Origin of the sequence: Wolbachia endosymbiont of Drosophila ananassae (assembly GCF_008033215.1) — a bacterium.
Lineage (GTDB): Bacteria > Pseudomonadota > Alphaproteobacteria > Rickettsiales > Anaplasmataceae > Wolbachia > Wolbachia pipientis.
In genome coordinates, this window is sequence record NZ_CP042904.1 from 32,320 (window position 1) to 45,066 (window position 12,747).

The 12,747-nt window shown below is 35.0% G+C and carries 9 protein-coding genes and 1 tRNA gene; 5 read left to right on the plus strand and 5 right to left on the minus strand.

What is annotated here, in order from left to right; genetic code table 11:
* The first annotated feature begins 52 nt into the window (after window positions 1-52).
* On the plus strand, window positions 53-1,330 hold the full coding sequence (serS, locus tag EA652_RS00130; protein WP_041582627.1) for a serine--tRNA ligase: 1,278 nt from the start codon (window positions 53-55) through the stop codon (window positions 1,328-1,330).
* A 34-nt stretch (window positions 1,331-1,364) separates the two neighbouring features.
* Window positions 1,365-2,636 (plus strand): phosphoribosylamine--glycine ligase, encoded by a 1,272-nt coding sequence (gene purD / locus EA652_RS00135; RefSeq protein ID WP_012673043.1) that lies wholly within the window; start codon window positions 1,365-1,367, stop codon window positions 2,634-2,636.
* A 636-nt stretch (window positions 2,637-3,272) separates the two neighbouring features.
* Here the strand turns inward: purD and EA652_RS00145 are convergent.
* Window positions 3,273-5,438 carry a WD_0033/WD_0034 family tandem repeat-containing protein gene (locus tag EA652_RS00145; RefSeq protein ID WP_007548938.1) on the minus strand — a complete coding sequence of 722 codons (2,166 nt, stop codon included), beginning with the start codon at window positions 5,436-5,438 and terminating at the stop codon, window positions 3,273-3,275.
* A gap of 413 nt (window positions 5,439-5,851) precedes the next feature.
* Here EA652_RS00145 and EA652_RS00150 point away from each other — a divergent pair, with 413 nt between their 5' ends.
* From EA652_RS00150 to gatC, 3 genes are all read left to right on the plus strand, one after another.
* Window positions 5,852-6,718: an ankyrin repeat domain-containing protein gene (locus EA652_RS00150; protein WP_006280296.1), complete on the plus strand. Its 867-nt coding sequence runs from the start codon at window positions 5,852-5,854 to the stop codon at window positions 6,716-6,718.
* A 303-nt stretch (window positions 6,719-7,021) separates the two neighbouring features.
* The gene (locus EA652_RS00155; protein WP_121721676.1) at window positions 7,022-7,948 is read left to right on the plus strand and encodes a ribose-phosphate diphosphokinase; all 927 of its coding nucleotides are present in this window, start codon (window positions 7,022-7,024) and stop codon (window positions 7,946-7,948) included.
* Window positions 7,938-8,291, plus strand: a complete 354-nt coding sequence (gatC, locus tag EA652_RS00160; RefSeq protein WP_006279727.1) for an Asp-tRNA(Asn)/Glu-tRNA(Gln) amidotransferase subunit GatC — start codon at window positions 7,938-7,940, stop codon at window positions 8,289-8,291. Before EA652_RS00155 ends, gatC begins: the two co-directional genes overlap by 11 nt.
* A 41-nt stretch (window positions 8,292-8,332) precedes the next feature.
* Here the strand turns inward: gatC and EA652_RS00165 are convergent, their stop codons facing one another.
* The 4 genes from EA652_RS00165 to EA652_RS00180 all read right to left on the minus strand — a co-directional run bounded on the left by EA652_RS00165 (window position 8,333) and on the right by EA652_RS00180 (window position 12,722).
* A complete protein-coding gene (locus tag EA652_RS00165; protein WP_007548937.1) occupies window positions 8,333-9,595 on the minus strand; it encodes a Tol-Pal system protein TolB in 1,263 nt (420 codons plus the stop codon).
* A gap of 5 nt (window positions 9,596-9,600) precedes the next feature.
* Complete coding sequence (locus EA652_RS00170; protein ID WP_012673044.1) at window positions 9,601-11,235, minus strand: ribonuclease J; 1,635 nt, start codon at window positions 11,233-11,235, stop codon at window positions 9,601-9,603.
* 208 nt (window positions 11,236-11,443) lie between these two features.
* Complete coding sequence (gene dnaJ / locus EA652_RS00175) at window positions 11,444-12,562, minus strand: molecular chaperone DnaJ (protein ID WP_012673045.1); 1,119 nt, start codon at window positions 12,560-12,562, stop codon at window positions 11,444-11,446.
* An 82-nt stretch (window positions 12,563-12,644) separates the two neighbouring features.
* Window positions 12,645-12,722, minus strand: a tRNA-Arg gene (locus EA652_RS00180).
* Between the last annotated feature and the right edge of the window lie 25 nt (window positions 12,723-12,747).

Genomic DNA, 12,747 nt, shown 5'->3' on the forward strand with positions numbered 1-12,747 from the left:
GAATATTAAGAGCTTTTGGAGTACAGTAACAATGTTAGTAATAGCACAATATATGCACGATATAGAATATATACGCAAAAACCCTGAAGGATTTGAAAAGGCAATGAAAAGCAGGGGAATTAGAGAATCTACTGCGGAAGAGATATTAGAAATCGATCACGAGAAAAGATCATTAACCACTAAACTGCAGGATTTGAATAGGCAGCGCAATGAAATTACAGAGGAAATAAAAAAGCTTAAAATGAGCAAGAGCCCCTGTGAAGAGCAAATAGAGTTGTCAAAAAGCATCACAAATGAGATAGAGGCAATCAGCTTAAAAGAACAAGCAGAAAAGGATAAGTTAGTGAATGTTTTATCTAACTTGCCGAATATTCCTGCGCAAGATGTGCCAATAGGCGCAGATGAGAACTCTAATTTAGAGGTGAGAAGATATGGAGGAAAAAGACAGTTTGATTTTGTACCAGAATCTCATTATGAACTCGGAGAAAAATTAGGTTTAATAGACTTCGAACAAGCGGCGAGAATTTCCGGATCAAGATTTACGATATTAAAAGGACAGTTAGCTAAGCTTGGACGAGCGCTAATAAATTGTATGCTTGAAATGCATGTTAATGAATTTGGCTATACTGAGGTGTACCACCCGGCTTTGGTGAAAAACGAAGCTATGTATAATGTTGGTCAGCTACCGAAATTTTCTGACGATTCGTATTTAACTACCGACGAATTGAGGTTGATTCCCACAAGTGAAGTGTTTTTAACAAATTTAGTTGCTGACAAAATAATGGAAGAAAAAGAACTGCCTATTCGCTTTACTGCGTATTCAGAGTGTTTTCGTAAAGAAGCAGGCAGCGCAGGGCGAGACACGAGAGGCATGATAAGGCAACACCAATTTGGTAAAGTGGAATTGGTGAGTATTACAACTGAAGACCAATCAAATGATGAGCTTGAGCGTATGACGAGTGTTGCTGAAGAGATATTAAAAAAATTAGAATTGCCATACAGAGTAATGCTGCTTTGCAGTGGCGATATGGGTTTTGCTGCACAAAGGACTTATGACATAGAGGTATGGTTACCTGGGCAAAATAAATATAGAGAAATATCAAGCTGCTCAAATTGTGGTGCATTTCAAGCAAGAAGGATGAACGCTAAATACTCTTCAGAAACTGATAAAAAGATAAAAAAATATGTTCACACTTTAAACGGCTCAGCTTTAGCTATAGGAAGAACGATTATTGCCATAATGGAGAATTATCAAAATTCTGACGGGTCGATTGCAATACCAAACGTGTTGCAAAAATACATGAGTAATGATACTGTTATAAGCAAATAATAATTTTGACATATAGAAAAGCGAGGAAATAAAGATGAAGGTTCTGGTTATAGGTTCTGGTGGGCGTGAGCATGCTCTACTTTGGGCTCTAAAAAAATCTCCTATCTTGACTGAGTTATATGTAACTCCTGGTCGCCAAGCTATGAAAGATCTTGGGGCTCTTGTGGATGTAAATATTCAAAATTCAGTGGATGTTACACAATTTTGCAAGAGAGAAAATATAGAGTTGGTTGTTATTGGTCCAGAACAACCAATAATTGATGGGCTTGCTGATGATTTAGTTGCAGAGGGAATAAATGTTTTTGCTCCAAGTCAAGCAACTGCAAAACTTGAGGGATCGAAGTCTTTCACCAAGGGACTATGTAAACGATATGGTATACCAACTGCCAAGTACGAGTGTTTTGTTGATGAAGGGTTAGCTAAAGATTTTGTACGTAGCAATAAAATAAAGTTTCCACTTGTAGTGAAAGCAAATGGAATTGCAGCAGGAAAAGGGGTGGTTATATGTAATACAGAAAGCGAAGCTTTTTCAGCAATAAATTCAATGCTAGTGGAGAAAAAATTTGGTGAATCAGGTGAAGAAATAATCATAGAAGAGTTTTTAGTTGGAGAAGAAGTAAGTTTTTTTGCTCTTATTGATGGGTTGAAAGTAGTAACTCTTGGGTGTGCAAAAGATTATAAGAGAGTTGATGAAAGTAATGAAAGCCAAAATACTGGAGGTATGGGGTCGTACTCATCACCTTCAATTATAAGTAAGGACATGGAGCAAAAAATTATCCAAAAAATAATATACCCTACAGCTCAAGCATTGGTTAACATGGGTACGTCTTATAAAGGAGTACTCTTTGCTGGTTTAATGATTTGCAAAGATAGCCCAAAACTTCTCGAGTATAACGTTAGATTCGGTGATCCAGAAACGCAATCTATATTACCTAGATTTGATTCAAATTGCGATTTGTTAAAATTGATGTTGTCAGTTGCAGAAGGAAAGTTAAATGTCAAAATGGTGGAACTTAACAACAAATCTACAGTTTGTGTAGTTGTTGCAAGTAAAGGCTATCCTGGTGATTATCAAAAGGGAGAAGTAATTAAAGGATTAGATAAGATTGAAAGCATTCCTGGTGTGTTGGTGTTTCATGCTGGTACTAAATTGGATGAAAGTGGTAACTTAGTTTCCGATGGCGGAAGAGTGCTAAATATAGTAGCAGAAGGGAGCACTATAGAGGAAGCCAAAAGTAAGGTGTACTCAGCATTAAATTTTTTAGAATGGCCAGGGGGCTTCTTCAGATACGATATCGGTAGTTAATGTTAGCTGTCGGTTAGCAGGTGGTTCACAGAAACGAAAAACTTCCTTGACAAACTCCGCCAGCCCCCTTATCATGAAACTGAAGCTATTGTATTTGCTTTCGCCAATCTGCAGATTAAAAGGTAAGGATTACTTAATGTATCGGCGTCTTATGTTCAATTTTTTGCAGTATATAGATACTGTATGTCTTTACAAAACTTCATCTACATCTAGATTTTTATCTAAATAAGCTGAACGCGCTTATAAAGCGTTACAAGACATCAAAAAATGCCAATACTCGACAGAGATAGTAAAAGACTAGCTAACTCGGGGATTCTTTGTCTTTTTTTCTGCTTGGTAAATTTCTTAAACATTTGCAGCATAGGTTAGTTGCAATTAAAAGCAGCTAAATCTTGCTTGTCAAGCGTTTAAAACATAAAAAACGCCAATATTTTAAAGCAGATAATAACCCCAGGGCTTCTTTTGCCTTTTTTTTCATTTGGTAAATTTCTTAAATATTTATGGCTAAACGACAATCGTCATCCCGCTACTTGTTAGCGGGATCTAGAGATACCGCGGCGGTATGACGTAGGGAAACCTTTCTTGGGTTAGCTATAAAACTAATCAGCATCTTGTTTAGCACATATAAATTAAGTTTCACAAATATAGTGCTAAACCTTGAAAATATGTTATAGCTACTTCTTCCAATTTAGTGGTGGGTTTTGACAGTACACATGTTATTTTACTAGCTACCAACTCAAGTGTCACAGAAGTTGCAATCATTTTAAATGTCACAGAAGTTGCAATCACTGCATTTATATTCTGTACTTTAACATTTACTCTACTTTCTATTAGAGGCTTTACCCCCCCTACATCATTACGTACAGCAGTATGATTTATTTCATTTTTAGTTCCACTACTATGCTGCAACAAGATATCCCCATTAACTTTTATTTCAACATTTTTGTCACTACTACCATTGTTAAAATTTAATCCCTCATCTCTTCTACTTTGTCTTTTTTCTTTTAATTTTAATTCAGTTTCTCTTTCATCAAGTACGGAAACGGTAGGAAATGGGATGTGAGTTTTTTCCTGACCATCTTGATTTATAGCTCTTGTTGTATTAAAAGCTTCGTTGCTTTTACATGATATTGTATAAGTAAGTGGTGTGTAGATTTTTTCTTCACTATCTGGATATTTTATAGTTATTGTTGCATTAAGAATGTCTTTCAGAATATCGTTTTCTCTAGCTATGTCTAAAATTTCTTGAATAACTTTGCGATCATGTAATGCGGCAAGTAACTTATCAGTTACTTTTTGATTATTTTTATGTTTTATGGTTATTGTTGTGTTAAGAATGTCTTTCAGAATACCGTTTTCTTTAGCTACTCTTAACATTTTCTCAACAGCTATACTATCTTTACGTAGTATAGCATAAGCAAGTGGTGTGCAAGTTTCTTCCTGACCATCTGGATATTTTATAGTTGTTGTTGCGTCAAGAATGTCTTTCAGAATATCGTTTTCTTTAGCTACTCTTAACATTTTCTCAACAGCTATACTATCTTTACGTAGTATAGCATAAGCAAGTAGTGTGTAAGTTACTTCCCGGCTATCTGAATGTTTTATAGTTGTTGTTGCGTCAAGAATATCTTTCAGAATACCGTTTTCTTTAGCTACTCTTAACATTTTCTCAACAGCTATACTATCTTTACGTAGTATAGCATAAGTAAGCGGTGCGCAAGTTTCTTCATGACCATCTGAACATTTTATAGTTGTTGTTGCATCAAGAATATCTTTCAGAATACCGTTTTCTTTAGAGATTTTTAAAATTTCTTCAATAGTTTTGCTATTTTTACATGATATAGCGTAAGTAAGCGGTGTGTAAATTTCTTCCTGACCATCTAGATATTTTATAGTAGTTGTTGCGTCAAGAATGTCTTTCAGAATATCGTTTTCTTTAGAGACTTTTAAAATTTCTTCAATAGTTTTGCTATTTTTACATGATATGGCGTAAGTAAGCGGTGTGTAAATTTCTTCTTGACCATCTAGATATTTTATAGTAGTTGTTGCGTCAAGAATATCTTTCAGAATACTGTTCTCTTCATCTGCTACTAGAATTTCTTTAATAGCTTTGCTATCCTTCCAGAACATAGCATAAGCAAGTGGCGCGTAAGTCACTTCCTTGTTATCTGGATATCTTATAGTTGCTGTTGTGTTAAGAATATCTTTCAGAATACCGTTCTCCTTAGAGACTTTTAAAATTTCTTCAATAGCTATACTATCTTCATATAGTATAGCATAAGCAAGTGGTGTAACAGTTGCTCTCCGACCATCTGGATATTTTATAGTTGTTGTTGCGTTAAGAATATCTTTCAGAATACCGTTTTCTTTAGAGACTTTTAAAGTTTCTTCAATAGTTTTGCTATTTTTACATAATATGGCATAAGTAAGTGGTGTGCAAGTTTCTTCCTGACCACCTGGATATTTTATAGTTGTTGTTGCGTCAAGAATGTCTTTCAGAATACCGTTTTCTTTAGCTACTCTTAACATTTTCTCAACAGCTATACTATCTTTACGTAGTATAGCATAAGCAAGTGATATAATAGTTGGTTCTTTACCCCGATGTTTGCTTACTTCCGTAGTAAGAATCCTTTGTTTTTCCTTTTTAGATATTTTTTCTAGTTCTTCAGCAATGCTACTTTTTTTGCCTTTTATTTTTGATGCTAATTTTAAAATACTTTTTTCATCTTTCTCTTTCAATTTCGAATCGTTTACCTGATGAGTCATTTTTTTTCTCAAGGTCTTTCTTATTAAACTAAGCATAACATTTTCTCTCTTCGTGGTTATAATATTTGCTTTTATGAATCAGTTGTGTTGATAATGTATTAATTGCATAGTTCAGACATTGTTTTATAAAGCAAAATTTTAGTAGACCACCTTACAAGAACGTTTCTTGCTAATTCTGAATCCGAAAAAAGGACGCAGTAAAGTTATTTGTAAGGGAAGAATGAAACTTGTAGCTATAGCTAAACTGACTTACGATAATTTGAAAAACCGTCATCCCGCTGCTTGTTAGCGGGATCTAGAGATACCGCGGCGGTATGACGGTTCGCAGTGGTATGACGGTTCGCGGCGGGATGACGATAAGCTCGTCATCCCGCTACATTAATATTGTATTAATAAAAACTTAATAATAATCCTTAATAATATATGAACTAACATGTTCGCAATTTCGTATGACAGAGGAAACAAAAGATGGATATGCTTCCTTATACGTTGCAATTCAGGAAGGTAATATTGAAGCTGCAGAACTACTAATAAAATGTGGCACAAACGTCAATGATCATTATGAACGCAATCGTACGCCACTGCATATTGCCATCGGACGCAAACAATTAGAAATAGCAAAATTGCTGATAAAAAATGGAGCAAACGTTAATGCAAAAACTCAAAATCATGGTAAAGATGATCTAACACCAATGCACTTTGCAGTTTTTGCAAATACGCCAGAATTTATAGAATTACTAGCTAGCCATGGTGCATTGATTAATGAAAGAGAAAGTACCGAAGGGTATACTCCTCTTCACTTTGCTGCTTTATATGGGAACAAAAATATAATACAAGCCTTAATTGATAAGGGACAAGATATTGAAGATGTGGACAATAATGGGCGAACAGCTCTGTTTTTAGCTGCTAGGCAGTGCACTGAAGCAGAAGATGATAGCAGAATAGAAATTATCAAGTATTTGATAGACAAGCTCAAAGCAGATGTAACAAAGAAAGACAATAATAACAATGCAGTACTCTTTCCTGCCGCTAATAATTGCCCTGGAAAAGTGGTAGAATTCATCATTGAGCAATATATAAAAATCTTTGAGTTAGAGAATTTTATCAACCACAAAAATAATGATGGAATGGATGCTTTGGATATTGCGCTGAATAGTGGAAACGAGAAAGCTATTGAAGTATTAAGATCATATGGAGCAGATATCAAGAATAAGGTAGATGGTAGCATTCAAAAAATTACTGCAGAAAAACCAAGTAGTACCCTAGACAGAGCAGAAAGTGCAGAGGTAGCGCCTCCAATTAAGCAAAGAGTATAAAGCTTTTTATAAAGCGATTATAAATTTCAGTAAGTTGCAGAGGCTCTACAATGGGAAGTGTAGTATGTTAGCAGATACAAATGACTAGATAAATTATATTTCATTAAAGTCATTTATCTTGAAACATAAGCAGGATTTTGTATAGTTGTTTCAATTTGGGTCTGTATATTGAAACAACGCGTGAAAATGACAGGTCATTGTACAAGAGATACCTAATTCGCCGACAAGAATACTAGATAAAGAAACTTACATTTCAATTATTTTACAATTTCTGTATAATCTTAAAAACTCAATTAGTGCGTTATGAAGATAATAATAGGTAATGCTAGTAAGGAATTAGGGGAATCAGTAGTTAACCGGCTAGATGTTCAACCATCCTCTGCTTGGATATCAAAGTTTACCGATGGCGAGGTAAATGTAGAAGTAGCAAATGATCTATATAATCAAGAAGTATATATAATACAATCTCTTTCTCCCCCTGTGAATGATAACCTTATGGAGCTTCTGCTTATAATTGATGCAGTAAATAGATTAGGAGCCAAAAGGATAGTAGTAATTATTCCTTATTATGGATATAGCAGACAAGATAGAATTATCAAAAACAATAATATGCAATCTGCTTTAAGTGCTAAATTAGTTGCAAATCTTATTCAAACTGCAGGTACAAGTAGTGTTGCAGTTATTGATTTGCACTCAAGTCAAATTGAAGGATTCTTTGATGTACCGATAACTAATTTGAACTGCTTTGAAGCATTTGTTGACTCTATACACACGGAAAATTTGGCAATTGTTGCACCTGATGTTGGAGCAATTGGTAGAGCACGTGCTTTTGCAAAGACTTTAGAGGAAAAGTACAAGATAGGGTTAAGTGATAAGATTATTGTAGTAGATAAATATAGGGAGAAAGCAGGCACATCTCAAGTAATGAACATAATAGGAGAAGTTGCAAACAAAAATTGTGTCATTGTTGATGATATAGTTGACTCTGGTGGAACGTTGTGTAATGCAGCTCTTGCTTTAAAAAGTTACGGAGCAAAGTCCGTAACTTCATGCATCACACACGGTGTGCTTTCAGGAAGTGCAGTTGAGAAAATCTCTTCCTCTTCTTTAGATAAATTAGTGATTACGGATACCATACTTCACAAACTTGAAAAAACTGGTAAAATAGAAGTTGTTTCGGTTGTAAATATTTTAACTCACTTCATCCAAGGAGGTAGAAATGCCAGCTAAGTCAACAGAAGACGTTATTACTTCACTAATAGAATTTGCAAATAAGAGAAAAATAACAATTACCAAGGAAGAAATGCTTAAAATTGCACAGCTTGTAAGGATTAAGTTATCAAATGACGAGATTGATCACTACTCCAAAGAACTGACAATGCTGGATTGGATACATGATACTTTATTGCAAGTTAATACTGAAGGTGTTTCTCCTATGCGTTATGGCAGTATAGACAAGGACATTCATGTACGCGATGATGTTATAAATTCTCAAAATATTAAAGAAGAGATATTGTCCAATACAAAACCTGAGCATGGGTATTTTGTAGTGCCAAAGGTTATAAGCGATTAAAGTAAAATAAGGCTCATATCAAACCTATAATAGATCTACTTTCAAAAATAAGACCAATCCGGTAAAGAAGCATTTGTGGGAGTGGAAACCATTTTTTGATTTTTCTTTACTAAGTCTACTAAATATAGTTTAGAGTTGCTTGGTGATTCTGTTCTTGTAAAAATGATTTCTCTACCATTTGGTAGCCATGCCGGGGATTCAATTTTATGCCCCTCTGAAAGCAGACGTTCTTCTTTGCCATCTGGCTTCATAACTCCTATGTAAAATTTTCCTGACTGAATCTTTGTAAAAGCTATCAGATCTCCTTTTGGCGACCAAACAGGCGTAGCATATCTTCCACTTCCAAAACTAATTCTTTTAGGTTTTTTACTTTTGTTAGTAAAATCGATAACGTACAGTTGCTGACTCCCACTTATATCAGAACTAAAAGCCATATACTTTTGATCTGGAGAAAAAGAGGGAGAAGTGCTTATAGCTGAACCTTTAGTAATTTTTTTTGTTCGTTTACTACTTAAATCCAAAGATAATATATTCGTTTCACCACCCAATGAGTGGGAAATTAAAAGAGATTTACCATCGGGAGAAAATCTTGGTGCAGAAACAACTCCTTCAAATGTGCTGATTATTGATTCAGTGTTATCTTTTAAATTTTTTAATATTATATAACTTTTACCATTTGCGTACGAGATATAAACAATACCCTTTCCATTTGGTGAGAATCTCGGTGTTGACACAAATCTATCGCCATTTGTTAAGTATTTTATATTACTTCCATCTTGATTCATCACAGCAATTTTACGCACAGATTTGTAGTTGCTATCTTTTTCTTCAGCGATATACGTGATTTTTGTGTTGAAGTGCCCTTTCTCACCAATTAATCTATCATGTATCACATCCGAAACGAGGTGACCAATTTTTCTCCAGTCTTTTGCTGGAAAAACAACTGACTGAGTAAGTAATTCTCTTTTTGTAAAAGTGTCAAATAAACGAAATGATAGCTCTAATGCACTACCAGATATTTCGCTTAAACTTACTGTGACTACAGTATCGCTTTTCCAAGATTTAGATTCAGCTTCCGCGCCACGTTTTACATTAAATAAGCCACAATTAGATAAATTTGTTCCTATTACCTTTGCAATATTTTCGCTTAATTCGCTTTCCAACGCTGTTTTACATGTACATTTAGATACAACAAGACCAATGTTGCCAACACTGCTTTTTTTTATATCAACATATAAAGCAGCTTTTGTAAAATAAGGAATAAATAACGAAATAAATAACACCAGATGAACGAATAGCTTCATTCATTTCATACCTGTTCTATCTGAACCTCAATTATAGGCCTTTTTAGTAAATATTCCTTTAAGATACTCAATATTGAACTTTCAATCTTATTTTTAATTTTTTTTGTTGGCTGCAAACTAAACAACGACTCAACTTTCTTGACAATTTTCTGTATGGTAGCTGCATCTTCTAGCACTTCAAAAACACCAGGTACAAATACTTTTGGTTTAGCAAGCAATTTATTTTTCTTGTTTACAACTGCTGTTACCACAATAACTCCGGCATCTCTCATTCTTTTACGCATTTTTATAACACTGCTCTCCGGATGACGTAGCAGCATACCATCAATACCAAAGTAGTCAACATCAATTGAATCAACTTTTTCTCCGTTCTCCAAATTAACAATATCACCTGGTGCAATCATTATTGCTTTTGCCACACCGCACTCTTTAGCAAATTTTACATGTGCATGCGTGTGAATATATTCGCCGTGAACTGGAATAGACATCTTCGGTTTTATTAAAGAATACATTTCCTTTAGCTCTTCTCTTGTTGGATGCCCAGAAGCATGAACATGCTCTGTTTTTTCAGTAATAACTTCTACCCCCATCTCAATAAAGGCATTGAGCATGTTGTGCGCACGAGTTTCATTTCCAGGAATGATTTTTGACGAAAAGATCATGGTATCACCTTGCTGCATTTTAAATGCTTGATGACTCTTAGCAGCAAGTCTTGCGGTAGCTGCCAGTGGCTCACCTTGACAACCTGTGCAAAGTAGCACCAGTTCTTCCCTTGGAAAATTTACTGCTTCCTTTGCTTCAAGAAACTGAGGAGAATCAGTTAAATAACCACTATCTTGCGCAACTTTCACTATTCTCCATAAAGATCTACCAAGTAAAACTACTTTTCTATTTAGTGCTTTTGCAGCTTGGCTTATCGTTTCAATTCGTGCCACATTTGAAGCGAATAGCGAAACAGCAACTAATTTTTTAGACCGCTTTATTATGTTATAAATATTATTATAAATTTCACCTTCTGACTCAGGGTGATGCTTGCTTAATATATTGGTTGAATCGCAAATTGCTGCAAGCAGGTCACCTTTATCGCCAATTTCTTTTAGACGCTCCATATTAGAAGTTAATCCAACAACAGGTTTTGGATCAAATTTCCAGTCTCCGGTATGGAGTGCACTACCCATTTCAGTGCTAATTAATATTGAATTTGCCTCAGGAATTGAATGAGTTACATTTATAAACTCGACGGTAAAAGGACCCAAATTTATGCTGCCATTTATGTCTACCTCTTTTACAGGCACTATACCTTCCAATCGAAATTCTTTTAGTTTTTCTTTAAGAAAATTAACCGTAAACTTTGTTGTATATATGGAGCACTGCAACTCTTCCCACAAGTGAGGCACTGCACCGCAGTGGTCCTCATGTGCATGTGTAATTATTATTCCAAGTAAATCTTTTTTTCTTTGAGCAATAAAATCTATATCAGCAATGAGCAGCTCAACACCTGGCATAGTTTCATCTGCAAAACCAACACCAAGGTCGATCATAATCCACTTACCTTGGTAATGATATAGGCTAACATTCATCCCGATTCTTCCTACTCCCCCAAGCGGAAGAAATAAAAACTCATTTTTGTTTATATTCATTAAATTTAAATTATTAAAACCTGAGAATAGCAAAACTTCGACCTTAAATAAAGAAATTTATTGCTTTTACATAGTTTTAAGGAACTAAGAAGTTTCTGTTGGCTAATAATAACACTATTGTTAAGTTTTCCATTAATAAGGTCAAAGAATTGCAGGATTAAATGAAAACCCGTAAACAGTTACCCCTTTATGTCATTTAGCAGATTTCTTATTTTTTTTTTACTTTACTAAAAAACCCTTCAGATTGCTGTTGTACACTTGCATTTTCCTCTTCTTCAAGCGCTTTTAATAGTTCAATTTGCTTTTTAGTTAAATTTTTTGGATTTAAAGTCTCAACTATTACCTGTACGTATAAATCACCACGAGCATGTGAGTTCATATATGGCATACCCTTTTCCCTACAACGTAGTTTGGTACCAGTTTGAGTGCCTTCAGGGACCTTTACTTTTATTTTAGCTCCATCAATTGATTGAATATCGATTTCACCACCAAGCACTGCTAGTGTCATTCTTATAGGCACTTTACAGTGTAAATCTGCTTTATTTCTAGCAAAGATTTTATGGAAAATTATTTTCACGTATACGTATAAATCTCCACTTTTTCCACCTTTTGTTCCAGCTTCTCCTTTACCACTTATCCTTACCTTAGCTCCTTCTTCTATGCCTTTTGGAATTGAAACGGATATATTTACTTCATCTCTTCTACGTCCACTTCCACCACATTTCTTACATTTGTTTTGTATTATTTCTCCTTCCCCATAGCATGTAGTACATGTTCTTTCGATGGTAAAAAAGCCTTGTTGAGTTCTAATCCTACCGCTTCCCTGGCATGTGTGGCACTGAACTGGTTTAATTGCTCCTTCGCCACCTGTGCCTTGGCATGTATCACATTTTACATTTGTCACATAATGTATAGGCGCTTGTATTCCTTTAAATGCATCTTCTAAGGTAATTTCAAGATCATAACGTAGGTCTGCTCCAGATACTCCTGTTGTACTTCTTTTTGCTCTCGATCTACTTGCACCACCACCGAATCCTCCACCAAAGAAGTCATTGAATATGTCGCTAAAATCTCCTGCAGAGCTAAAGCCTTGAAATCCACCAGAAGCACCTTCGTGGCCATAACGGTCATAGCCTGCCCTTTTCTCAGAGTCAGACAGAACTTCATATGCAGCTGTTACTTCTTTAAATTTTTCCTCTGCTTCTTGATTGCCAGGATTTCTATCAGGATGATATTTTAATGCTAATTTTTTATACGCTTTTTTTATCTCATCAATACTGGCATTTCTGCCTACTTCCAGCAGATCATAGTAGTCTTTTTTGCTCATATATAATAGTTTAGTGCTTAACCTTTAAAGATAGGTATTACATATATTAATTTCAAGTGTGACTTCTGTTTCCTATAAAATGTGGTGCACCCTGAGCGACTTGAACGCCCGACCTTTTGATCCGTAGTCAAATGCTCTAATCCAACTGAGCTAAGGGTGCTTTCACAAAGTTAACTTTAGCAGGT